General features: G+C 71.9%; 20 protein-coding genes. 9 read left to right on the top strand and 11 right to left on the bottom strand.

Annotated elements, in window-relative coordinates:
• Positions 1–200: 200 nt before the first annotated feature.
• The 3 genes from MFF58_RS07090 to MFF58_RS07080 form a co-directional block, all read right to left on the bottom strand.
• Positions 201–488 carry a hypothetical protein gene (locus MFF58_RS07090; protein WP_238286272.1) on the bottom strand — a complete coding sequence of 96 codons (288 nt, stop codon included), beginning with the start codon at positions 486–488 and terminating at the stop codon, positions 201–203.
• A gap of 32 nt (positions 489–520) precedes the next feature.
• The gene (locus tag MFF58_RS07085; RefSeq protein WP_238286271.1) at positions 521–682 is read right to left on the bottom strand and encodes a YqaE/Pmp3 family membrane protein; all 162 of its coding nucleotides are present in this window, start codon (positions 680–682) and stop codon (positions 521–523) included.
• Between the two features lie 88 nt (positions 683–770).
• Positions 771–1,115: a hypothetical protein gene (locus tag MFF58_RS07080; RefSeq protein ID WP_238286270.1), complete on the bottom strand. Its 345-nt coding sequence runs from the start codon at positions 1,113–1,115 to the stop codon at positions 771–773.
• A 127-nt stretch (positions 1,116–1,242) separates the two neighbouring features.
• On the opposite strand from MFF58_RS07080, the gene MFF58_RS07075 reads away from it, so the two are divergent.
• Positions 1,243–1,533 carry a hypothetical protein gene (locus MFF58_RS07075; RefSeq protein ID WP_238286299.1) on the top strand — a complete coding sequence of 97 codons (291 nt, stop codon included), beginning with the start codon at positions 1,243–1,245 and terminating at the stop codon, positions 1,531–1,533.
• 194 nt (positions 1,534–1,727) lie between these two features.
• On the opposite strand, the gene MFF58_RS07070 is transcribed toward MFF58_RS07075, so the two are convergent.
• Together MFF58_RS07070 and katG are read right to left on the bottom strand one after the other, a co-directional pair.
• Positions 1,728–2,039 (bottom strand): hypothetical protein, encoded by a 312-nt coding sequence (locus MFF58_RS07070; protein WP_238286269.1) that lies wholly within the window; start codon positions 2,037–2,039, stop codon positions 1,728–1,730.
• Positions 2,040–2,418: 379 nt separating this feature from the next.
• On the bottom strand, positions 2,419–4,740 hold the full coding sequence (gene katG, locus MFF58_RS07065; protein WP_238286268.1) for a catalase/peroxidase HPI: 2,322 nt from the start codon (positions 4,738–4,740) through the stop codon (positions 2,419–2,421).
• 722 nt (positions 4,741–5,462) lie between these two features.
• On the opposite strand from katG, the gene MFF58_RS07060 reads away from it, so the two are divergent.
• The 5 genes from MFF58_RS07060 to MFF58_RS07040 all read left to right on the top strand — a co-directional run bounded on the left by MFF58_RS07060 (position 5,463) and on the right by MFF58_RS07040 (position 12,136).
• Complete coding sequence (locus tag MFF58_RS07060) at positions 5,463–6,827, top strand: hypothetical protein (RefSeq protein WP_238286267.1); 1,365 nt, start codon at positions 5,463–5,465, stop codon at positions 6,825–6,827.
• Between the two features lie 253 nt (positions 6,828–7,080).
• Positions 7,081–7,971, top strand: a complete 891-nt coding sequence (locus MFF58_RS07055; protein WP_238286266.1) for a LysR family transcriptional regulator — start codon at positions 7,081–7,083, stop codon at positions 7,969–7,971.
• 98 nt (positions 7,972–8,069) lie between these two features.
• Positions 8,070–8,834: an HpcH/HpaI aldolase family protein gene (locus MFF58_RS07050; protein ID WP_238286265.1), complete on the top strand. Its 765-nt coding sequence runs from the start codon at positions 8,070–8,072 to the stop codon at positions 8,832–8,834.
• Positions 8,835–8,860: 26 nt separating this feature from the next.
• Positions 8,861–10,441: a galactarate dehydratase gene (gene garD / locus MFF58_RS07045; protein WP_238286264.1), complete on the top strand. Its 1,581-nt coding sequence runs from the start codon at positions 8,861–8,863 to the stop codon at positions 10,439–10,441.
• 483 nt (positions 10,442–10,924) lie between these two features.
• Positions 10,925–12,136, top strand: a complete 1,212-nt coding sequence (locus MFF58_RS07040) for a PepSY-associated TM helix domain-containing protein (protein ID WP_238286263.1) — start codon at positions 10,925–10,927, stop codon at positions 12,134–12,136.
• 57 nt (positions 12,137–12,193) lie between these two features.
• Here MFF58_RS07040 and MFF58_RS07035 read toward each other — a convergent pair whose 3' ends face one another.
• From MFF58_RS07035 to MFF58_RS07010, 6 genes are all read right to left on the bottom strand, one after another.
• Positions 12,194–14,377, bottom strand: a complete 2,184-nt coding sequence (locus MFF58_RS07035) for a TonB-dependent siderophore receptor (RefSeq protein WP_238286262.1) — start codon at positions 14,375–14,377, stop codon at positions 12,194–12,196.
• A 421-nt stretch (positions 14,378–14,798) separates the two neighbouring features.
• Positions 14,799–15,437: a TetR/AcrR family transcriptional regulator gene (locus MFF58_RS07030; protein WP_238286261.1), complete on the bottom strand. Its 639-nt coding sequence runs from the start codon at positions 15,435–15,437 to the stop codon at positions 14,799–14,801.
• Positions 15,434–15,733, bottom strand: coding sequence for a hypothetical protein (locus MFF58_RS07025; protein WP_238286260.1), 300 nt, complete (start codon positions 15,731–15,733; stop codon positions 15,434–15,436). The genes MFF58_RS07030 and MFF58_RS07025 overlap by 4 nt, the downstream gene beginning before the upstream one ends.
• A 289-nt stretch (positions 15,734–16,022) precedes the next feature.
• On the bottom strand, positions 16,023–17,870 hold the full coding sequence (locus tag MFF58_RS07020; protein WP_238286259.1) for an NADPH-dependent assimilatory sulfite reductase hemoprotein subunit: 1,848 nt from the start codon (positions 17,868–17,870) through the stop codon (positions 16,023–16,025).
• A gap of 165 nt (positions 17,871–18,035) precedes the next feature.
• Entirely contained in the window at positions 18,036–19,817 is a 1,782-nt protein-coding gene (locus MFF58_RS07015) for a diflavin oxidoreductase (RefSeq protein ID WP_238286257.1), read from the bottom strand.
• 111 nt (positions 19,818–19,928) lie between these two features.
• Entirely contained in the window at positions 19,929–20,444 is a 516-nt protein-coding gene (locus tag MFF58_RS07010) for an Lrp/AsnC family transcriptional regulator (protein ID WP_091716811.1), read from the bottom strand.
• Between the two features lie 267 nt (positions 20,445–20,711).
• On the opposite strand from MFF58_RS07010, the gene MFF58_RS07005 reads away from it, so the two are divergent.
• Genes MFF58_RS07005 through cysN form a run of 3 tightly spaced genes read left to right on the top strand, consistent with a single transcriptional unit; the run spans position 20,712 to position 23,907 of the window.
• Complete coding sequence (locus tag MFF58_RS07005; RefSeq protein ID WP_238286256.1) at positions 20,712–21,533, top strand: phosphoadenylyl-sulfate reductase; 822 nt, start codon at positions 20,712–20,714, stop codon at positions 21,531–21,533.
• On the top strand, positions 21,530–22,492 hold the full coding sequence (gene cysD, locus MFF58_RS07000; RefSeq protein WP_279603308.1) for a sulfate adenylyltransferase subunit CysD: 963 nt from the start codon (positions 21,530–21,532) through the stop codon (positions 22,490–22,492). Before MFF58_RS07005 ends, cysD begins: the two co-directional genes overlap by 4 nt.
• On the top strand, positions 22,492–23,907 hold the full coding sequence (gene cysN / locus MFF58_RS06995) for a sulfate adenylyltransferase subunit CysN (RefSeq protein ID WP_238286255.1): 1,416 nt from the start codon (positions 22,492–22,494) through the stop codon (positions 23,905–23,907). The genes cysD and cysN overlap by 1 nt, the downstream gene beginning before the upstream one ends.
• The last annotated feature ends 48 nt before the right edge of the window (positions 23,908–23,955 follow it).

The raw sequence follows: 23,955 nt of genomic DNA, 5'->3' as shown, positions 1-23,955 counted from the left end.
GAAGGCCTCGTCGAGATGCCGGAGGAACGCCTCGCGGTGCGGCGCGGCCGCCCTGTCGAGGTTGCCCGAGCCGGTCACCGTGCCTCGCCCGCCACCCGCCATTCAAGCCGATCTCCCCGCGCCCGCGCCCGCGATCGGCGGGCCGTGCCGGAGAGGGGCACTGCGCGTCGCGCCCGGCGCCCCGGCGCGGTATCCCCCGGTCAGGCCTTGCTGAGCCGCCGGTGGTTCGCCCGGACCTTCCTCCGGTAGCCGCGCACGACCTTGCGGGGCGTGCCGCCCAGGGCGAGCGTGACCGCCGCGTTGCCGGCCGCGCGGATCTTCTCGGACACCATCCGCTCCGCCTCCCGGCGTGCCTTGGGACCGCCGACCATCAGCATCGCGATCCGTTCGCCGATGACCATCTGGGCCTCGACGCCGAGCATCGCGAGGTCGGTCCCCAAGCCGAGCCACGCGGCGGGTCCGAGGCCGGTTCGACGACGTGTCCGCATGAAGCTGGCTCCGGTTCCCGTGACGGGGCGCGTCAGGCGGTTTCCCGCCGCGTGACGATGAGAGCCCAGATCGTCGCCGGGATCCAGCCGATCAGCGTCAGGTGGAGGAGGATGCAGAGGATCCCCTGGATCACTTTCCCGCGCAGGAACATGGCGAGCCATGGCGCGAGAAAGCAGATGATGATCATGATCATGACGGCCGGGCCTCCTTGTCGTCGCGGACGAACACGCGCCTGTCGGAGAAGTTCCGGCCGCCGCGCCGGGCCGTGCGACGGGGCCGCCTCACGGTCCGGTCATCGCCCGCACCTCCATCACCTGGATCGATGCCTGGGGAATCTGCAGGTGCGGGTGGTCGGCGAACATCTGCGCGGCCGCGTCGTGCGACTCCGCCTCGGCGAACGCATACAGCATGACGTCGTTCTTGATGTCCGAGATCCCGTCCGACGCGACGCGCTTGGTGCGGCCGCCCGCCTCCGTACCGTTGACCGTTCCGGCATGGGCCTGCATCCAGTCGTCCCACGCGGCTTTCATCTTGGCCTCGGCCGGACCCCGCGTCTCCGGGGCCGTCCGCTTCCACCCTTCGATGACGGCCGAGGGCACGCAGTACAGGACGAGAAATCGTGTCATGAGCCTCTCCTCCAGAACGTCGGTCTTGAGCCGAAGTGCTTCGCCGGCCGGACCCGGTCGTTCATCAGAGACAGGATGCGCCGAGTCCGCAAGATCGGGCCCGGTTCCCCGAGGCCCGGGTCCGGTGATGCGCCCGATCTTCGCCGCCCTCTGCCTCGCGTGCGCCGCCACGGCCGCCCTCGCCGGGGAACCGCTCGGGGACGGCCCCGTCGCGGCCGGCGGCTTCGGGATGGATGGCTCTGACTATTACGGCGACATCCATGCGCGCATGCCGTTCACGCGCGAGGAGGCGCCCCGGCCGATCGGCCTGGCCGACATCGCCCGCGCGCGGGCCGCGCGCGGGCGCGCGGTGGCCTCGGCCCACACGATCCGCTCAGCCCACAGGCCGCCGCGGCACGCTCGTCCCCACCGCGGCTGAGCGCGCCGCGTCCGCCGGAGGCTGCCGGAACCCGTCCCCGTCGCGGCGGCCCTCGCCGCGGCAACGGCCGGGCCGGGTTTCGCTGTCGAAGATGGACGGCGCGAAGGACGGCGCGCGCTTCCTCAGCGCGCCCGCATGACCCCGGGAACGTATCGGGCGACTTGTCCCCCCGCACGGGCCTCCCGGGAGGAGACTCAATACCGGACGTTGGCGATGCCGCTGCCGCTGCGGCCGACGACGCTCTGGATCACCGCCTTGGTCGAGGGGCTGATGCCGCCGTCACCGCGCAGGCGGCGTCCATCCGCCCGTTCCAGGCGCGCGACGTCGTCCGCGCAGCGGTCCAGCGCGTAGCGGACCTTAGACGACAGGGGCAGGCCCCGTTGCGCGTCGCCGCCGCCCATCTCGAACCGCAGACAGGACGCGAGGTACCCTTTGAGGTCGTCGAAGGCGGCGGCCTGCGCGCTCGACGTGAAGGCGAGGACGAGCAGTGCGGACCGGATGAGCATCGGGCGCTCCTGGCGGGATCGGATCGCGCCGACAACGCGCGAGATGGCCATTGGTGGCCGCTGCCCGAACCCGCCCCGCGACGGCGATGCCCGTCGTACGCCGGGTCGGAATGCGTCGGCGTCGGAATGATGTGGCGGCGAGGTGGAGGGTCGGGCCGCCCGGCTCAGGCGCCCCGAACAGGCCGCGGCCCGCGGGGTTCCGCGGGCCGCGGAGGCCGGTCACGCGCCGGCCACCGCCTCGTCACCGGGAGGCGGCGGCCGGGCTCGGTCCGCGGACGGGATCGCCGGCTGCCCCCGGGACGGGCCGGTGGTCCGCGCCGGCAGTCAGGCCGCCGGTCGGGCCGCCGGTCGGGCCGCCGGTCGGGCCGCCATGGGCGCGTCAGGCCGCCATGGGCGCGGAGCGCCGGTGACCCTTCACGTCGAAGCGGTCCAGCATCATGACCTTGTCCCAGACCCGGACGAAATCGGCCACGAAGCGCCCGTGGCCGTCGCTGCCCGCGTAGGCGTCGGCGATGGACCGCAACTGCGCGTTCGACCCGAAGACGAGGTCGCTGCGCGTGGCCTCGAACCGCGCCTGTCCGCTGGCGCGGTCCTTGAGGACGAAGGTCATCGCTTCCGCGTCGGCCTTCTCCCAGACGAGGTCGATGTCGGTGAGCGTGCGGAAGAAATCCGTCGTCAGCACCCCGACGCGGTCGGTGAAGACCCCCCGGTTCGAGCCATCGTGGTTGGCGTTCAGGGCGCGCAGCCCCCCGGTCAGGACCGCCCATTCCGGGGCGGTCAGCGTCATCAGGTTGGCCTTGTCGAGGAACAGCGCCTCCGGCGAGACGCTGCGGGTCATCCGTCCGAACCCGTCATCGACGTAGTTGCGGAAACCGTCCACCACCGGCTTCAGCCACTCGAACATCTCGATGTCGGTCAGTGCCTGGGTGGTGTCGACGCGGCCCGGCGTGAACGGCACCGTGACCGCCACCCCGGCATCCGCCGCGGCCTTCTCCACGGCGACGCAGCCGCCGAGGACGATCAGGTCGGCGAGCGAGACCCGCATCCCGTCGCTGCGCCCGTCGTTGAACGTGGCCATCACGCCGCGCAGGGCCGCGATGACCGGCGCGGCGCGGCGGTTGACGGCCCAGTCCTTCTGGGGCGCCAGCGCGAGGCGGCCGCCGTTGGCGCCGCCGCGCTTGTCGCTGTCGCGGTAGGTCGAGGCCGCCGAGAAGGCCGTGAAGGCGAGGTCGGAGACCGACAGCCCGGTCGCCGTGATCGCCTGCTTCAGCGCGGCGATCTCCGCGTCGCCGACCGGCCGATGGGCGGCGTCGGGCAGCGGGTCCTGCCACAGGAGACCGTCCTCGATCGTCACCTCCGGACCGAGGTAGCGGTGCTTCGGCCCCATGTCGCGGTGGGTGAGCTTGTACCACGCCTTGGAGAAGGCCTGCGTGAAGGCGTCGAAGTCGTCGAGGAACTTCTCGCAGACCTTGCGGTACGCCGGATCGACCTTGAGGGCGATGTCGGAGGTCATCATCATCAGCGGGTGCGTCTGGCCCGCCACGTGGGCGTCGGGCGTCCGCGGCGCGTTCGCGTCCTTGGGCGTCCATTGCAGGGCGCCGGCCGGGCTCTTGGTCTGCTCCCACTCGAACCTGAAGAGGTTCTCCAGATAGGCGTTGTCCCACCGGGTCGGGTCGGGCGTCCAGCTGCCCTCGATGCCGTTGGTCATCGTGTCCTTGCCGGCGCCGGCCCCCTTCGGGTTGTGCCAGCCCAGCCCCATCGCCTCCATCGGCGCCATCTCGGGGGGCGGGCCGATCTCCTTGGCGGGCACCATGCCGTGGCTCTTGCCGAAGGCGTGGCCGCCCGCGATCAGCGCCACCGTCTCCTCGTCGTTCATCGCCATGCGGGTGAAGGTGACCCGGATGTCGTGCGCCGAACCCTGCGGATCGCCGTTGGCGTAGGGGCCCTCCGGATTGACGTAGATGAGCGACTGGTGGGACGCCGCGAGCGGGTTCTCCAGGTCGTAGTCGGCGTCGCCGTTCTGGCCGCGCCAGCGCTTGTCGCGGTTCACCATGTCGTCGAAGCTCGACACCGTCCCCATGTCGACCACTTCGGGACCCCAGTAGGTGGCGTTGTCCGCCTCCCAGGCGTCGAGCCGCCCGCCGGCGAAGCCGTAGGTCGGCAGGCCCATGATCTCCAGGGCGCAATTGCCGGTCAGCACCATGAGGTCGGCCCACGACAGGGCGTTGCCGTACTTGTGCTTGATCGGCTGCAGGAGGCGGCGCGACTTGTCGGTGTTGCCGTTGTCCCACCAACTCGAGATCGGCGCGAAGCGCTGCATGCCGGTTCCGGCCCCCCCGCGCCCGTCGGCGATGCGGTAGGTGCCGGCCGAGTGCCAGGCCATGCGGATCATCTGCGGACCGTAATTGCCGTAGTCGGACGGCCACCACGCCACCGACGTGGTCAGGAACTGCTTGATGTCGCGCTTGAGGGCGTCGAGATCGATCGCGTTGAACGCGGCGGCGTAGTCGAACTCCGGCCCGAGGGGATCGGCCGCGAGCCCGTTCTGGTGGAGGAGTTCGACCCGCAGCCGGTGGGGATACCAGTTCTCCAGCGCCGGCCGGGCTCCCAGGGCGCCGCCGATCCGGTCACCGCCGAACGGGCACTGGCCCTTCATCTCGAAAGTGGTCGTGTCGGTCTTGTCGATCGTCATCTCGTTCATCGAAGTCCCCCCTGCACGTGAAACCGATGTCGCCCGGCCGAGGGCGCCGCCGGCCTCTTAGCCTACACCGGCCGTCGGCGACGGCGGGACGGTGCGGGCGGCCTCTCACCTTCGGGAGCACTTCCCGCCGGGCCCGAAGCCGTCCGCGACATCTGGCGGCGAGCATCGGAATCAAGAGGCTGCCGCTTTTGCCGCAGGCGTGGCCGTGGCCGGCGCCGCCGCCGCGCGACCCGCCCCGGGGCGCCGCAGGCGGCCCCGCCGCGAGGGCGAGGCCGCGGGGAAGCGGCCTGGCGGCGGCCTGGCGGCGGCCTCGCGGCGGCATCCGCGATCCGCCCGGCTCTCGCGCGACTGTGATCGACCGCGGGGCCGTCACCCCGGCCCGGTCGCTCGGCACGGGCCGGCTGCGGGCCGGGCAAGACCGGCGATGTCCCGCTCTGAAACGGATGGGGCCGTCCCGGCTTGGCCCGCCGCATGCTGGTCGACCCCCCGGCGCGGGTCGTCCGACCAGTCCGACACGACGTTCAACGGGGCCTCCGGGTGAAGCATTCGGTCTGTGACCGCCTCCGTCATCACCGGCGAAGCGAGGTCGGCCGGGACGGCACGACGCCGGCGGCCGCGGCGCCGGCCGGGGCGCCGCCCTCCGAAATCTTCGGCGGCGGGCCGTCCCGGAAGTCGGTCCGGGGAGCGCAGGGCCCATCTGATCGCCCGGGGCGGCCGCAGGCATGACGCGGTGTGATCGCCGTCTGATCCTGCGGGGACTCGCCGTCACGGCCGCCGCGACGGCGGCCGGCCTGTCGGCCCGTCTGTCCGCCAGCCCCTCGTCAACGCGCGAGGAGGAGCGCCGCCTGCACGGACCCGCGCCCTGGCAGGCCGCCGATTTCGTCGGCCGCATCGGCGTCAATGTCCATCTGGCCCAGAAGGGCACCGTGTACGACCGGTACTTCGAGAGTTCGATCCTCGGGGCGATCGAGGATCTCGCGGTCACGCAGATCCGGCAGGGTGTCTACAGCCCGGCGCCGGGCGTGACCGATGTCCTCTACCAGCGCATGCGGGCGCTGACGCGGATGGGCTGCCGCTTCTCGGTGGTGTGCAACGATCCGAGCGATCAGTACGTCACGACGCCGCCCTCGGCGCTGCCGCGGATCCACGAGTTGTGCGGGGGGGCCATTGACATCGTCGAGGGCGGCAACGAGCCCGCCCTCCTCGCCGACCCGGTGCGCAACCCCACCCTGTCGTGGCGGCACCAGCGCGACCTTCACGAGACGATCCGCCGGGATCTGCCCGGTTCGGCGATCGCGGTCGCCTCGCCCAGCTACGTGCAGGGCAACATCGCCCTGGCGAGGCCGCTGGCGGGGTTCGTGGACCGGTCCAACCTCCACCCCTATCCCGGCATGGAGCATCCCGAGACCGGTGGTCCGGGTCGCCTGAGCGGGTTCCGCGAGGCGATGGTCCCGGTCTGCGGCACGGTCGAGAGCATCATCACGGAGACGGGCTACCACACGGCGCTCGCGACCGCGTCGGCCCATCTGCCGGTCTCGGAAGAGATCCGCGCCCGCTACACGCCGCGCCTGCTCCTGTTCGCGTATCTCGCGGGCATGCGACGGACCTACCTCTACGAGCTCCGGTCCAGCTTCGGACGCGGCCCCGCCGACCCCGAATCCGCGTTCGGGCTGCTGACCCACGAGGGCGCTCCGACGGCGGCGTACCGGGCCGTCAAGCGGCTCATCGCCCTCTTCTCGGGCCCGCGCGGACCGGCCGGGGTGCCGGCGCGGGAGCGGCCCCGCCTCCTCCAGCTCGCGACGGTCGGCGATCATCGGGATGTTCAGGCCGCCGCCTTCCGACGCGGCGACGGCGCGGTTCTGCTGCCGCTGTGGCTCGGCGTCCCCGGCTGGGACCCGGCCACGCGGACGACGCGGCCGCCGGTCACCCGCCGTCTCCGGCTGGAGGGCGCCGACGGACGCAACGCCGTCACCCTGCACCGCTTCGACGACGAGGGCGGGGTCCGCACCGAGCCGGTGGTCCTCGAGCGCGGGGCCGGCGCGATCGAGATTTCCGATCGCCTGACGGTCCTGGAACTGGCGGCCTGACGCGTCCTGGCGGGGCCCGACGCGTCCTGGCGCCTACCGCGGGTCGGGCATCGGGGGCCCGCGGCTCTCGCCGCCTCCGGGATGATCCGGGTCCTGGCGGAGTTCCGCGATGAGGAAGGCGCCGGATCTTCGCCACATCCCGCGGCGTGCCATTGAAATCGCGGCGTCGGACAGGTTCTGAGAGGGCTGCCGGGGCGCGCCGGGCGCCGGTGCCTCATGCGCCCCGGCCGCGCCGCGCGCAGAGGGAGCGTCCATGTTCGACTTCAGCCAGCTCCGGTGCTTCGCCGCGGTGGCCGAGGAACTCCATTTCGGCCGCGCCGCCGCCCGGCTGAACATGACGCAGCCGCCCCTGTCGCGGCAGATCCAGGTTCTGGAGCGCGTCCTCGCCGTGCAACTCCTCGAACGGACCAGCCGCTCGGTCCGTCTGACCGCGGCCGGGCGCAGCTTCCTGCCCGAGGCCCAGCGCATCCTGCGGCTCGCCGAGGCGGCGACGCACACGACCCGTCAGGTGGCCGCCGGGCGCGCGGGCGTGCTCAAGCTCGGCTTCACGGCGGCCTCGGCCTACGATTTCCTGCCCCGGCTCGTGACGGCCCTCCGGCGGACGCTGCCCGACGTGACCCTGGCGCTGCGCGAGATGGTGACCAAGGATCAGGTCGAGGAACTGCTCGCCGGCCGGATCGACGCCGCGCTGGTGCGCCCCCCCGTGACGCATCCCGACCTCGTCGCCGTCCGGGCGCTGGCCGAGCCGCTCGTGGTCGCGCTGCCGGCCGGGAACCCCCTGGTCGCGCGCGACGCCCTCGCGCCCCGCGACCTCGCCGGCGAGGACCTCATCGCCTACGCGCCGAACGAGGCCCGCTACTTCCACGACCTCGTCCAGGGCCTCCTCGCCGAGGCCGAGATCCAGCCGCGGATCGTGCAGCAGCTGACGCAGATCCACTCGATCCTCGCCCTGGTCCGCAGCGCCCTCGGGGTCGCCCTCGTCCCGGCGGCGGCCGAGCGCCTGCGCCTCGACGGCGTCGTGTTCCGCCCCCTGGCCCTGCCCGTCCCGCGCCCGGCCGAGCTGATCCTCGCATGGCGGCGGGACGCGGACGAGCCGCTGCTCGCGCAGCTGATCGCGATCCTCCAGGCGATGCCGCCGGCCTGACCGATGCCGGAGCGGTATCGATCAATCCACGCTTTGGCTTTGACCCCGGGACGGAACACTGCACCTATAGGTTGGATAACAATCCAGGGAGGATCGCGATGGACAGCCTGACCAATCGCTTCAAGGCGGCGCTCCGCGAGGGCCGTCAGCAGGTCGGCCTGTGGTGCAGCCTCGCCAGCCCGATCTCCACCGAGATCGTCGCGGGCGCCGGGTTCGACTGGCTGCTCCTCGACATGGAGCACTCGGCCAACGACCTCCGCGACATCTACGCCCAGCTCCAGGCGATGATGGAGGGCGACACCCACCCGATGGTCCGGGTGCCGAGCGACGACCCCATCACGATCAAGCGCATCCTCGACGCCGGCGCGCAGTCGCTGATGATCCCCAACATCGACGACGCCGAGCAGGCCGCCCGGGTGGTCGCGGCGACGCGCTACGCGCCCCGCGGCATCCGCGGCTTCTCGCAGGCGCCCCGCGCCGCCCGGTTCGGCCGGATCAAGGACTATCACACCCGCTGCGAGGCCGAGATCTTCGTGGCGGTGCAGGTCGAGTCGCGCCGCGCCCTCGACAACCTGGACGCGATCGCCGCCGTGGAGGGGGTGGACGGCGTCTTCATCGGACCCGGCGACCTCTCCACCAGCCTCGGCTATGTCGGCCAGCAGGGCCACCCGGAGGTGGTGCGCACCATCGAGGAGGCGGTCGCCCGGATCGGCAAGGCCGGCAAGCATGCCGGCATCCTGACGCCGAGCGAGGAGCTGGCGCGCCGCTACATCGCGGCCGGCACCCATTTCACCGCCGTGGGTTCGGACGCGGGCTTGCTCGCCCGCAACGCCGAGGCCCTCGCCGCCCGCTTCCGCGCCTGAGCGCGGTCGCTATCAGGGAGTCCACGATGCAGGCCGAGATCGAAGCCCCGACCCGCGCGCACCCGGCCGGCGCGGGGGCCGGTGACCTGCCGCGCACGATCCGCCTGAGCGCGGACGACAACGTCGCGATCGTGGTCAACGCCTTCGGGCTGCCGGCCGGCACGGTGTTCCCGGACGGGCTGGAGCTCGTCGAGTTCGTGCCGCAGGGCCACAAGGTCGCGCTCAGCGACATCGCGGAGGGCGGGGCGGTGCGCCGCTACGGCGAGGTGGTGGGCATCGCCACGCAGGCGATCCCGCGGGGCGCCTGGGTGGAGGAATCCCGCGTCGCGACGCCGGTCGCCCCCGCCCTCGACGCCCTGGAGCTGGCCACGCGCGTGCCGGCCCCCCTGCCCCCGCTGGAGGGCTTCACCTTCGCGGGCTACCGCAACCCGGACGGGTCGGTGGGCACCAAGAACATCCTGGCGATCTCGATCAGCGTGCAATGCGTCGCCGGTACCCTCGACGTGGCGATCCGGCGGATCAAGCAGGAGCTGCTGCCGCGCTACCCCAACGTCGACGACGTGGTCGGCCTGACCCACGCCTATGGCTGCGGCGTCGCCATCAATGCCCCCGAGGCGGTGGTGCCGATCCGGACACTCCAGAGCCTCGCGCAGAACCCCAACTTCGGCGGCGAGGTCATGGTCGTCGGCCTCGGCTGCGAGAAGCTCGTCTCGGAGCGGCTGCTCCCCGACAACGGGGCGGCCGGCGACGGGGTGGTGCGGCTCCAGGACGAGCGCCACCGCGGCTTCGCCGCCATGATCGACAGCATCCTGGCGATGGCGGAGGCCCGCCTGGAGGTGCTGAACCGCCGGACCCGCGAGACCTGCCCGGCCTCCGACCTGGTGGTCGGCCTGCAATGCGGCGGCAGCGACGCCTTCTCAGGGGTGACCGCCAACCCGGCCCTCGGCTTCGCGGCCGACCTGCTGGTCCGCTGCGGCGCCACCGTGATGTTCTCGGAAGTCACGGAGGTCCGCGACGCGATCCACCTCCTCACCCCCCGGGCGAAGAGCCCCGAGGTCGCCCAGGCGCTGATCCGCGAGATGGCGTGGTACGACGCCTATCTCGCCAAGGGCGAGGCCGACCGCCGCGCCAATCCCTCGCCGGGCAACAAGAAGGGCGGCCTCAACAACATCGTCGAGAAGGCCCTGGGCTCGGTCGCCAAGTCGGGCACGAGCGCGATCTCCGGGGTTCTCGCCCCGGGCGAGCGCGTGCGGGAGAAGGGCCTGATCTTCGCCGCGACACCGGCGAGCGACTTCGTCTGCGGCACGCTCCAGCTCGCCTCGGGGATCACCCTGCAGGTGTTCTCCACCGGCCGCGGCACGCCCTACGGCCTCAGCCAGGCCCCGGTGATCAAGGTCGCCACCCGCACGGAGCTCGCCGAGCGCTGGTCCGACCTGATCGACCTCGACGCAGGCCGCATCGCCACCGGCGCGGCCACGATCGAGGAGGTCGGCTGGGAGCTGTTCCACCTGATCCTCGACGTGGCGAGCGGGCGCAAGCGCCCCTGGTCCGACCAGTGGGGGCTGTTCAACGACCTGACGCTGTTCAACCCGGCGCCGATCACCTGAGACGGCTTTCCGGGGGAGCCCTCGGCCGGACCGCCCCTCCTTCGGCGCGGGGCGCAGCGAAGGGACCCGGGGCCGCGCGAGGCCGGTCGGCGCGGCGCCGGCCGGATGGCGTCGCGGCGCCCGCGCGGATGGCGTCGCTTCGCCCGCGCGGATGGCGGCCAAGGCGCCGGCCCGACATGGGGCGTGAGGTTGCCCGCGCGCCCATTCCGCGCCCCATCCCGGGACGCCGCGAGCGCGCCCGGCGTTGGCGATTCGGGACCGCCATCGGTGCGAAGACCTGGCGCGCCGGCGGCACCGGTCCCGGGCTCGGCCGCGCGGACCCCGGATGACGGGGAGGCCGTCCGTTCGAGCCGCTGTCCGATCCGGGACCGGCCTCGCGGCCTGCGCGCCGTCCGGATGAGTCCCGCCCCGCGACCGCCCCGGGGCATGCGTCCCGCGGCATCGTCACCTCGGCCGGACTCTGCTAGGCAGCCGCCGACCGCCATGATGCTGCCGATTCCCTCCCCCCGGACGATGCTCTTCCGCCTGCACTGGGCGCTGGGCCTCACCGCCGGCCTCGTCCTCGCGCTGATGGGCCTGACCGGGGCGCTGATGAGCTACGAGGAGGCAATCACCGCCTTCGCCAACCGCGACCGGCTGGCGGTGACGGCCGGCGACCGGCCGGTTCTCTCCCCCTCCGCCCTGATCGCCCGGATCGACGCGCAGGTGGGCGGGCGCCGGGTCGACGCGCTGACCCTGTCGGAGGATCCCGCCGCCAGCGTCCACGTCCGCTTCGCCCGCGATCCGGAGACCCGCCTGCGGCCTCCCTCGGTCTATGCCGACCCCCATGACGGCGCGGTGCTGGGGCCGGTGCGGCTCGAGGCGGCGTTCGCGACGGTGCGGGACCTGCACCGCTGGCTGCTCATCCCGGGCGGGTCCAAGGGCTGGGGCCGCACGATCACGGGCGCCTGCCTGTGGGCACTCCTGGCCTTCCTGGCGACCGGCCTCTACCTGCGCTGGCCCAGGATCCACCGCTGGCGGATCTGGCTGAGACCGAGCCTGTCGCGTCCCGGCCGCGCGCGGTGGTGGTCGCTCCACGCGGTGGCGGGGACGTGGCTCACGCCGGTCTACCTCGTCATCGCGCTCACCGGCCTGACTTGGTCCTACCCGTGGTTCAAGGACGGCGCCACGGCGCTTCTCGCGGGCGGCGACGCGGCGAAGCCCGTCCGTACGCCCGGCCGCACGGCGGTCCACGGCCGGCCGGCCGAAGCCACCGCGCCGCTGGAGCCGCCGCCCCTCGACCGCGCCTGGGCCGCCTTCCGGGCGGCGGAGGGGCGCGAGGCGGTCTCCGCGATCCTGAGCGTGCCGGAGGCCGAGGCGGTCTCGATCCGCATCCGCTGGCTGCCACGGGGCGTCGACGCGCCGAGCGCCCGCAACGAGGCGCGCTACCACGCCGCCACGGGCGTGCTGGTCTCGGCCGAGCACGCCGCCGACCTGCCGCTCGGGCGGCGCCTCGTGGAGAACATCCTGGAGGTGCATCGCGGCCGATTCTTCGGCGACCCCTTCGCCCTGCTGTTCTGCCTCGCGGCGCTGGCCATGCCGGGCTTCGCGGCCACCGGGCTGACGCTCTACCTCCTGCGCCGCCGGGCTGACGCCCGCCGCGGGGCGATCGAGCCCGCGCCATCGGCGGCGGCCGTTCGCGCCGCGAACCCCTGAGACAGCGTCCGCTCGAAGCCCCCGGCCGGAACCTGCGGTCGCCGCAGGTCCCGCGACTTAGAGCCGGGCGGTGATCGTCGCCAGCACCGAGAGCGGTGCGCCCGGGAGGTTGTTGAACGGGTTGAACGGCTGCTCGATGTAGCGCCGGTCGGTCAGGTTCCGCGCGTTGATCGAGAACCGGGCGTGCTCGCCGAAGTCGTAGAACACGGCCGCGTCCAGTCGGGCGTAGCCGCCCACCGCATAGCTGCTGTTCAGGTCGCCGGCGCGGCGCCCGACATAGGTGATCCCGGCCCCGACGGTCCAGCCGAGCAGGACGCCCTCCTGAAACTGGTAGGTCGACCAGATGCTGCCGCTGAAGGCCGGCGCGCCGACCAGCCGGTTGCCCACCGCGAAGGTGGTGTCCCGCGTGATCCGGGCATCAAGGACGCTGATGCCCCCGATGACCTTCCATCCCGGCAGGACCTGGCCGGCGAGGTCGGCCTCTACGCCCTCGGAGCGCTGCTGCCCGGTGATCACCGAGAAGCCCGTATTGACCGGGTCGGCGGCCGCGACGTTGTTGCGGATGATGCGGAAGGCCGCCGTCGACAGGGTCAGGTCCGGGTTCAGGTCGAGCCGGCTGCCGATCTCGTAGAGTTCGCCGGTCTCGGGACGCGGATTGCCGGCGTTGTAGACGTTGTCGGTCTGCGGCTTGAACGAGGTCGCGTAGCTCGCATAGAGCGTCAGCGGCTCCGCGGGCCGGTAGATGAGGCCGACGCGGGGCGAGGTCCCGGACAGTTCCTGGTCGGGCGGGATCGTGCGCGAGGTCGGGACGCGGCTGAAATAATACTGCGTGCCCGTGTCGTAGCGGACGCCGACGAGCAGTTGCAGGCCGAGGCCGAGATCGATCTGGTCCTGCGCGTACAGGCCGGCCAGCGCGTTCTTCTGCTTGAGGTCGGACTGGAACTGCAGTCCGACGATCGTGGGGCCGGGGAGCGGGGCGAGGAAGTTCACCGACGGGTAGGTGGCGCTCTGCGTCGTGTAGGCGCGGCGGTAGCCGTTGGTGTACTCGACGCCGGCCAGCACCGTGTGCCGGAAGCCCAGCAGGTCGAACTTGGCCACGATCTCGGTCTGACTGTCGACGGAGGCGTAGGTCGAGTAGACGCCGGTCTCGCGGCGGGTCACCGTCGTGTTGCCGTCGGTGAGGCCGGTGGCGCGGCTCGCCAGCGCGTTGAACCCGCCCCATTGCGCGTTGAGCACCTCGCGCAGGGTGATGTTGGCGTTGAGGTCGTGCTCGACCTTGAGCAGGCCGAAGCTCGCGTCGCCGTTGTAGCGGGAGAACGGCGCCCCGTAGTAGCGCGCGACGTTGTCGAGGGGCACGCGGCCGTTCCGGGCGACGAGGCCCTCGTCGTACTGGTTGTCGACCCGGGTGAACTCGCCGAGGAACGTGACGCGCGTGTCCGGCGCCGGGGTCCACGCGAAGGCCGGGGCCACGAAGGTGCGGGAATTGTCCCGCCCGCCGAAGTTGCGGAAGGTCGGGTCCGATTGCCCGGCGAAGCTGAGGCGCGCCGCCAGGCCCTCCACGCCCTCGATCGCGCCCGACACCGAGCCCTGCACCCGCCGGAAGCCGAAGCTGCCGGCCTGCAGGTTGATGTCGCCGGACGGCGCCCGGGTGGGCTGCCGGGTGACGATGTTGATCAGGCCTCCGGGATCGCCGCGCCCGTACAGGACCGAGGCCGGCCCCTTCAGCACCTCGATCCGCTCCACGTCGGCCAGATCCCGGGTGACCGCGGAGAAGTTGCCGGCTTGGTTCAGCAGCACGCCGTCGATGGCGTAGGTCTGGGTCCTGAAGCCGCGGATTATGAAGGTGTCGCTCCGGCCCTGGATCGTGCCCCCGGGCTGGACGCTGCTGACGTTCTGCAGCGCGTCGCTCAGGCGAATGTCCTGCTGATCGACCAGCACGTCGCGCGGCACCACCTGCACCGCTTGCGGCGTATCCCGCAGGGCCGTGTCGGTGCGGGTCGCGGTGGCCGAGCGCGTGGCGCGATAGCCGATCACCGGCCCGCCTGCCCGCTCCACCGCGGGCCCCGTCCCGGTGACGCTCAGTTCGGAGAGAGCGATCTCATCGGTCGCCGGTCCGGCTTGCGCGCCGACCGGGGCGGGAAGCAGGATCAGCAGCGTCGTGGCGAGCCCGACGGCGCGGACGGTCCAGTCATCCTGCGCGTTTGCCTTGTGATCGATCGTGTCGATCCGGTCCGAGCTCATAGGTTAAAATCGTTCTCAGGAGGTTCGCATCGTGGCGATGGCCTTTTCCTAGAAGCGTTCATCCCGAGCGGTTCAATGCAGGATGGGCGGCGGGACGACGGAAACCGTGGTCTCTCTGCCAAAATGGCCATCCATGTGGCTAAAGCGTCACGGGGATGTCGTCGAAAGATTTGAACTTGTTCAAAAGTGATTGCCTGGGCGGGTATGTGGCCGACGCCTAGACAACCCCACCGACGCGGCCCGGCGCGACGGCCAGAACGGTCTGGTTCGGGCGAATCGCGTCGCGCTCACCCTGCCGGGGCCTGACCGGGCACGCCGCCACGCGGCACACGGCCGACCGGCCCGCGCGAGGGGGGCGCGGGCCGGTCGGCCTAGCGGGGGCCGTGACTGGCCCGCGATCGGGAATGAGATCGGGATAAGATCAGGGGCCCGCCGGCGGCCCGGCGGCCCCGGCCCGCGGCAGGCGGCCGTCGAGCCCCGCCTCCAGCAGCGCGTGGAGCTGCGCCACGGCCGCGGCCACGTCGTAATCCGGCAGCGCGGCGCGGCCGACGACGATTCCCCGCATCAGCGGCCCGAGAACCGCGTAGAGCGCGGCCGGATCGAAGTCCGGGGCGCTGGACAGCGCCGCGAAGGTTGCCGTGAACCAGTCCCGGGTCTCGGCCTCCGTCCGCGCCGTCATGGCGGCGATGGCCGCGTTGCGGGTGGATTCCGACCAGATCTCCACCCGCAGGGTCGCGGCCTCGCGGCTGATCGACACGAAGTAGCGGGCAATGATCTCCAGCAGCGCGCCGCGTCGGTCGCCGCTGACCTCCATCTCGGCCACCAGACGGGTGCCGCGCTCGCGCTCGCGCTCCACGAGCCCGAGGACCAGGGCCTCCTTGGATTCGAAGTAGCGATAGAAATTGCCGGGACTCATCGCCGCCTCGCGGGCGAGATCCTGCATGGTGGTGCGGTGGAAGCCGTTGCGGGTGAAGCAGGCCTCGGCGGCGTCGAGGATGTGTTCGCGCCGGGTGGCGGGATTGCCGCGGGGGGGCGCCGCTCCGGCGGCCTCGACGCTCACCGCCCGGGCTGGGCCGCGAGGGCGACCGGCACGATCCGGCTCTGATCCTTGGCCGGGATGGAGACCGCGCAGGATTGCGGCCCCTGATGCAGATCCGCGCAGATCCGCGCCTGCCAGCCGTCCGGACCGGCCCCGGTCCAGCCGATCAGCGCCAACCAAGCCAGGGCCAGAACGGCGCCGAAGGTCAGGTTGGCGGGTGTGCAGACCGCGCGGGCGAGGGCGAGGACACCCGGGCCACGGGCGCCGAAACGATCGGAGTCCAGATCGGACCAGCGGCCTTCGAACGTGAGAGCCATCGTGCGCTCCTGCTTGCCTTCTCCTTGTAATGAACGTTCATTCCCACTGGATGCCGGAAAGTCGCCACGACGGCGGGATCCCGCCGGCCGTCGAGCACGGGGACAGGCGCGGGCGTGACCCTGGCCGGTTCGAAGGCGCCGCTTCAAAGGGGTGCCGGTGCCGTCTGCGCGGGACGAGGCGGGCGGGAGGACCGGGGTGGGTCCGATCCCGGCCCCCTCTCGCCCCGCCGCCGCATCGCCCGGCCGGAGCGCATCCGGGCGGCCTGCCCCGGATGCGCGCGGCGCGCCGTCAGCCGAGCACGGCCGGCTTGAGGGCCCCGGTGCGGTCGTGGAAGTCCGGGCCGTTGGTGGTCCGGGCCACGTGGCCGGCCCGGATCAGGTAGTCGCCGAAATGCTCGCCCGGCTGCCGGCCCTTGGCGTAGTCGGCAAACAGCGGGTCGAGGGTGCCGCGGATCTCGGAGGCGGCCACGTCCTCCCGGTAGAGCTTGTTCAGGCGCGAGCCGTCGAAGGCGGCGCCGAGATAGAGGTGGTAGCGCTCCGGGCCGCGGCCCACGAGGCCGATCTCGGCGATGAACGGTCGGGCGCAGCCGTTCGGGCAGCCGGTGGAGCGGATCGTGATCTCCTCCTCGGCGAGCCCGTGGGACGCGAGGCTCTCCTCCAGCTCGCTCATCAGGTCGGGCAGGTAGCGCTCGCTCTCGGCCAGCGCGAGGCCGCAGGTCGGCAGGGCCACGCAGGCCATCGAATTGCGCCGGAGCGCACCGGCGCCCCGGGTCAGGCCGTACTCGTCGACGAGCGCGTCGATCTCGGCCCGCTTCTCCGCCGGGACGTTGGCGACGATCACGTTCTGATTGCCGGTGAGGCGGAAATCGCCCTGGTGCACCTCGGCGATGCGGCGCAGCCCCGAGAGGAATTGCGGGCCGCCGTCGATGTCCTTGATCCGGCCCGACGGCACGTACAGCGTCAGGTGATGGCGGCCGTCGTCGCCCTCGACCCAGCCGTAGCGGTCGCCGTTGCCGGTGAACACGTAGGGCTTGGGTGCGCCGAGCTTCTTGCCGACGCGCGCCTCCACCTCGGCGCGGAAGGCGTCCAGCCCGTAGCGCTCGATCGTGTACTTGAGCCGGGCGTTCTTGCGGTTCTTGCGGTTGCCCCAGTCACGCTGGACCGTCATCACGGCCTCGGCGACCTTGATGGCGTCCTCGGGCTCCACGAAGCCCATCACGTCCGCGGTGCGCGGGAAGGTGTCGGGCTCGCCGTGGGTCATGCCCATGCCGCCGCCGACCGTGACGTTCCAACCGGTGACCTGGTTCTTCTCGTCGAGGATCGCGATGAAGCCGAGATCGTGGGCGAAGATGTCGACCTCGTTGGAGGGCGGCACCGCCACCACGGTCTTGAACTTCCGCGGCAGGTAGGTCCGGCCGTAGACCGGCTCGACTTCGGCCGCGTCCTCGCCGCCGACCACGCGCTCGCCGTCGAGCCAGATCTCGCGCCACGCGCTGGTCTTCGGCAGCAGCGAGTCGGAGATGTCCTTGGCCAGCTGGTAGGCGGCCCTGTGGGCGCCCGCTTGCGCCGGGTTCGTCGCCGCCATGACGTTGCGGTTGACGTCGCCGCAGGCCGCGATCGTGTCGAGGAGCGCGCCGTCGATGGCGGCCATCGTGCGCTTCAGGTTCGACTTGATCACACCGTGGTACTGGAAGGTCTGGCGCGTGGTCGCGCGCAGCGCCCCGCCCGCGTAGGTCCGGGCGATGTCGTCGAGGATCAGCCACTGCTTCGGCGTGATCACGCCGCCGGCGATGCGCAGGCGGATCATGAAGCTGTAGGCCTTGTCGAGCTTCTTCTTGGTGCGCTCGGGGCGCAGGTCCCGGTCGTCCTGCAGGTACATCCCGTGGAACTTCACGAGCTGCCCGTCATCCTCCGAGATCGCCCCGGTGGCGTGCTTGAGGAGGCCGTCGGCCAGCGTGCCGCGGAGGTAGCCGCTGGCGATCTTGATGTGCTCGTTGGCGGCGAGCTGGGCCGCGCGGGCGGCCTCGGCCTCGGTGATCGGCCGCTCCGCAGGCGGGGTCTCGTAGATGCGCTTGGCCGGGGTGGCGGCGCCGGGGGCCGGGGTCTCGGCGGCGTCGCGGGGGCTGTGGTCGTCCATGGAACGAATCCAATATCGTCGACTGCGTAGGCCTCTGCCCGGCCGCGGATCCCCGCAGCCCAGGCCAGAGCGTGAAACTCGATGTCCCGGGAGACCGCCTCCGCGGCCACCTCCCGCGCCCCGCCGGGGCTGGCCCGCTCCGCGCCGGAGCGGGCCGTGCGATCCCTAGTAAACGTCCTGCTGGTAACGATGGCTGCGCTCCAGCGCCGCGACCTGCGCCTCCGCGTCGGCGGCGCTCAGGTTCTTGGTGGTCTCGTAGGCCTTCACCACCGCGGCGCGCACGTCCTTGGCCATGTTCTTGGCATCGCCGCAGACGTAGAAGTGGGCGCCTGCGTCGAGCCAGGAGACCAGTTCCGCCGCGTGCTGGGTGATCCGGTCCTGCACGTAGACCTTCTCCGGCTGATCCCGCGAGAAGGCCACGTCGATCCTGGTGAGGGACCGGTCCTCCAGGGCGTCCTGCCACTCGAGCTGGTACAGGAAGTCGTGGGTGAAGTGGCGGTCGCCGAAGAACAGCCACGACCGCCCGGTCTTGGAGCCCTCCGCCTCGATCGCCCGGCGCTCCTGCACGAAAGCCCGGAACGGCGCGACGCCGGTGCCCGGCCCGACCATGATGATGTCGGTGGCCGGATCCTGCGGCAGGCGGAAGTGGCGGTTCGGCTTCAGCCGCACCCGCAGCTTGGCGCCGTCCCGGATCCGGTCGGCGACGTGGACCGAGGCCACCCCCGAGCGGGCGCGGCCGTGGGTCTCGTACCGCACGGCCACGATGGCGAGGTGGACCTCGTCGCCCACCTCCTTGCGCGAGGAGGCGATCGAGTAGGCCCGCGGCGGCAGCGGCCGGGTGATGGTGGCGAGATGTTCGGCGGTCAGCGCGGCCGGATAGGTCTGGATCAGGTCGATCAGGTGCCGCCCCTCGATCCAGGCCTTGGCCTCGCCGCTGTCGATCAGGGTCTGCGCCTCAGCGTGGCCGGTGGCCTTCACGAAGCGCTCGATGGTGGCGGCCGAGAGCGTGGTAATATCCCGCTCGGCGAGGAGCGCCTTGCGCAGGGCCTCGTCGTCCGACAGCCCCGCGGCCTTCAGGATCTCGTCCACGAGCTGCGGATCGTTCTCGGGGTAGATCTCCAGCGAATCGCCAGGCTCGTAGGCCGGCGCGCCGTCCTCGAAGGCCAGCGCCAGGTGGATCGTCTCCTTGTCGGAGCGCGACGAGTTGAGGTTCACGTGCTCCACGACCTCGACCACCAGGGGCTCGCGGCTCGGCTCGGCCTCGTCGTCCTCGCCGGCACCGGCGCGGGCGAAGTCGACCGCCACGACGTTGTCGGTGGCCTCCGCCGGGGCCAGGGCCTTCAGCGTCGCCTTGATCCAGTCGGCGGCGGGCTTCTCGAAATCGAGGTCGAGGTCGGCCCGCTCGGCGGCGCGCTTGGCGCCCAGCGCCTCGAAGCGCGCGTCCAGCGCCTTACCGATGGCGCAGAACTCCGCGTAGGACGTGTCGCCGAGCGACAGGACCGCGAACTCGACGCCGTCGAGGCGCGGGGCACCCTCCCCCATCAGCTCGCCGTAGGCCCGCACGGCCCGGGCCGGCGGCTCGCCCTCGCCCCAGGTGGCCGCGATGGCGACGAGCTTGCCGGCCTTGGGCAGGGTCGAGATGTCGAGATCGGAGAAGTCCACGACCTTCGGCTTGAAGCCCTGCTTGCGGGCCAGCTTGGCGACGCTGCCAGCGAGGGCCTCGGAATTCCCCGATTCGCTGGCGTAGATCACCGTCAGCGGCGCGGCGGCCTTGGGCGGGGCGGCCGGCACGGCGGCCGGCTGGCCGCCCGCGGCGTCGAGCCCGGCGAGGAAGCCCGCGAGCCAGGCGCGCTGCGTGGGGCTCGCGGCCCCCAGCACGGCGTCGAGGCTGGCGCGCTCGCCGTCCCCGAACGGGGCGGTGCGCGGAAGGAGGTTCTGGCGTGACATCAGGAGACCATGTCGTGGCCTACGCGGCCGGTGTCAATCGAGAAACGTTCTTTTTGCAGAACGGGCGGAGATTAGGACATCGCATTCGTTGCGCTGCGAAAGAAAGGAATATTATTCCCCTACCACGGCGAGGACCGGACCCGTGCCCGGCAGGTGCCGCCCGTTCTTGGGCGGCGCCGGCAGCGGCAGGGCGGTGGTGGACTTCACCTTCTCCATGGCGAACCGCGACGTGACGTTCTTCAGGGGCAGAACCGCGATGAGGTGCTTGTAGAAGCTGTCATACGCCTGCATGTCGGCGACGACGACCCGCAGCATATAATCCACGTCGCCCGCCATCCGGTAGAACTCCAAGACCTCCGGCATCGCCGAGACTGTCGCGGCAAAGCGCTGCAGCCATTCCTGCGAGTGATCCGCTGTCTCGATGGAGACGAACACGGTCAACCCGAGGCCGAGCTTGACCGGATCGAGCACCGCGACCCGCCGGTCGATCACGCCGTCGGCCTCCAGCTTCTGGATGCGCTTCCAGCAGGGGGTTTGCGACAGGCCGACCCGCTCGCCGATCGCCGCGATGGAGAGCGTCGCGTCGGTCTGCAGCAGGGCGAGAATCTTCAGATCGATCGCGTCCAAAGCTGTCTCCGTTGGCTTCCCCCGTGCGGGTCGGCGCGGGGGCGATAAGAATGGCGTACGACAAAAGTGAGAAGAATTTTTTATTCTACAGGCCGTCTGCCCTCGCCGTCCGCCGTGTGCAACCGCACGTCCGGTCCCGGTCCTGGGTCGACTCGCCCGTCGAAGCGCCTTGACTTCGTTCGGTATAGCGAACATTTCGACGGTTCGACAACAGGGTGCCGCGCAGGCCGTGCCCTTTCCATCACGCCAATCCCGAGACATGTCGCGATGACCCGTCCGGACCGACAGACAGCTGAAGCCCTCGCGGAGCGGCTGTCCGGGCTCGACCTCCCAGGCCGCCTCCACCTGATCGCCGCCGAGATCCCCGGCCGGCTCGTCTTCACCACGAGCCTGGGCGTCGAGGATCAGGCGCTCACCCACGCGCTGGTCATGGCGGGTCTCGCCAAGGGGCTCGCCGGGGGCCGCGTCGCGATCGTCACCCTCGATACCGGCCGCCTCTTCGCCGAGACCTACGACACCTGGGCCGAGACCGAATCGGCCTACGGCATCCGCATCGCCGCCTACGCGCCTGAGCGTGCGGCCGCGGAGGAGTTCGTGCGCGACGCGGGCATCAACGGCTTCCGGCGCTCGGTGGCGGCCCGGCAGGCCTGCTGCGGCTTCCGCAAGGTCGAGCCGCTGGGCCGCGCCCTCGACGGCGCGAGCGGCTGGCTCACCGGGCTGCGGGCCGGCCAGTCCGCCAACCGGGCCGAGACGCCGCTCGCCGAGTTCGACGCCGGCCGCGGCCTGATCAAGCTGAACCCGCTGGCCGACTGGTCGCGGGCGCGGATCGACGCCTTCGTGCGCGACAACTTCGTCCCCTACAACGTGCTCCACGACCGCGGCTTCCCGTCGATCGGCTGCGCCCCCTGCACCCGCGCGGTGAAGCTCGGCGAGCCGGAGCGGGCCGGCCGCTGGTGGTGGGAGCAGGAAGACAAGAAGGAGTGCGGCCTGCACGTCGGACGCCCCCTCGCGTCGGTGCAGCCGGGCCAGGAGCCCGCCGCCTTCGAGACCACCCCGCCTCAGACCCGCCAGCCGGAGTTCGCCCGATGAGCGCCGCCCTCGCCGCCGCCGTGCCGCCGAGCGCCACGATGCGCGCACAGACCGCCGCCGACCGCCTCAGCCACCTCAAGCGGCTGGAGGCCGAGAGCATCCACATCTTCCGGGAGACGGTCGCCGAGACCGAGAATCCGGTGATGCTCTACTCGATCGGCAAGGATTCCTCGGTGCTGCTGCACCTCGCCCTGAAGGCCTTCGCGCCCGGGCGCCTGCCGTTCCCGCTGCTCCACGTCGACACGACCTGGAAGTTCCGCGAGATGATCGCCTTCCGCGACGCCCGCGCGAAGGAACTCGGCCTCGACCTCCTGATCCACACCAACCCGGACGGGCTCGCCCGCGGGGTCGGGCCGGTGAGCCACGGCTCCGAGGTCCACACCGACGTGATGAAAACGCAGGCCCTGCGGCAGGCGCTGGACCGGCACAAGTTCGACGCCGCCTTCGGGGGCGCCCGCCGCGACGAGGAGGCGAGCCGCGCCAAGGAGCGGATCATCTCCCTGCGCACCGCGCAGCACCGCTGGGACCCGAAGCGCCAGCGCGCCGAGCCCTGGCACCTCTACAATCTCCGGAAGAAGCGCGGCGAGTCCCTGCGGGTCTTCCCGCTGTCGAACTGGACCGAGCTCGATATCTGGCTCTACATCGAGCAGGAAAACATTCCGATCGTGCCGCTCTACTTCGCCAAGGAGCGGCCCGTCGTCGAGCGCGACGGCCAGCTCATCATGGTCGACGACGCGCGGCTGCCCCTCGCACCCGGCGAGACCCCGCAGCAGCGCCTCGTCCGCTTCCGCACCCTCGGCTGCTACCCGCTGACCGGCGCGGTGGAGAGCGACGCCGCAACGCTGCCCGAGATTATCGGCGAGACGCTGGCCGCCCGCACCTCGGAGCGGCAGGGCCGGGTGATCGACAAGGACGGGGCCGGCGCCATGGAGCGCAAGAAGCAGGAGGGCTACTTCTAATGACCGTCCACCAGGCTCCCACCGCCTTCACCGACCGCGCCTCCGGCTACGCGGCCTTCCTCACCGCCCACCGCAGCAAGGCGGTGCTGCGCTTCATCGCCTGCGGCTCGGTGGATGACGGCAAGTCGACCCTGATCGGGCGGCTCCTGCACGACACCAAGCAGATCTTCGACGACCAGATCTCGGCGCTCCAGCGGGATTCCCGCAAGCACGGGACGCAGGGGCAGGAGGTGGATCTCGCGCTGCTGGTGGACGGTCTCCAGGCCGAGCGCGAGCAGGGCATCACCATCGACGTCGCCTACCGGTTCTTCTCCACCGACAAGCGCTCCTTCATCGTGGCCGACACGCCCGGCCACGAGCAGTACACCCGCAACATGGCCACCGGCGCCTCGACGGCGGACGTGGCGGTGATCCTGGTCGATGCCCGCCAGGGCCTGACCCGCCAGACCCGGCGCCACGCGCTGCTGGTCTCCAATCTCGGGATCCGCCGGGTGGTGCTGGCGGTGAACAAGATGGACCTCGCCGGATGGGCGCAGGGCACCTTCGACGGCATCGTGGCGGGTTTCTCGGACTTTGCCCGGGATCTCAAGTTCTCCGAGGTCAAGGCGATCCCGCTCTCGGCCAAGAACGGGGACAACGTCGTGGACGCGGGTGTCGCGGCGCCCTGGTACACGGGCGGCCCGCTGCTGACCTATCTGGAGACCGTCCCGGTCCACGCGGAGGCGCTGAACGCGCCGTTCCGCATGGCGGTGCAGTGGGTCAACCGTCCGAATTCCGAGTTCCGCGGCTACAGCGGCCGGATCGCCAGCGGCCGGGTGCGCCCGGGCGATTCGGTGACGGTCCAGCCCTCGGGTCGGACCTCCACGGTGGCGCGGATCCACACCGCCGACGGCGACCTGCCCGAGGCCGGCGAGGATGAGTCGGTGACCCTGGTGCTGGCCGACCAGATCGACGCATCCCGCGGGCAGGTGATCGTCGCCACCGACGCGCCGATGCGGGTCACCGAGACCCTGGACGCCCGCCTGTTCTGGGCGGCCGAGACCGATCTGAGCCCGGGGGCCAGCCTGTTCGCCAAGATCGGCACCGCCACGGTCACCGCGACCGTGGAGCGGATCGTCTCGCGCATCGACCCCGAGACCGGCAAGCCCGGCCCGGCCGAGCGCCTGTCGGCCAACGACATCGCCGACGTGTCCCTGCGCCTCGACCGGCCGGTGGCGGTCGACGCCTACGCGGAGAACCGCGAGACCGGCAGCCTGATCCTGATCGACCGCGAGACCACCGACACGGCGGCCCTCGGGCTGGTCCAGGCCCCGAAGGCGACGGCGGCGACGCCCGGCGCGGCGATGCCCGGCGCGGCGAAGGCCGCCGACGGAGGCGGTCTCCTCGCCCGCCTCGGCCGGCTGTTCGGGCGCTGAGGCCGAGAGGCGCGCACAACGAACGGCCCCCTCCTGCACGGGAGGGGG

The sequence above is a fragment of the Methylobacterium longum genome, from assembly GCF_022179385.1.
GTDB classification, from domain to species: Bacteria; Pseudomonadota; Alphaproteobacteria; order Rhizobiales; family Beijerinckiaceae; genus Methylobacterium; species Methylobacterium longum.
The sequence above is the reverse complement of the archived record's forward strand: the minus strand, read 5'-3'. Positions and strand labels throughout refer to the sequence as shown.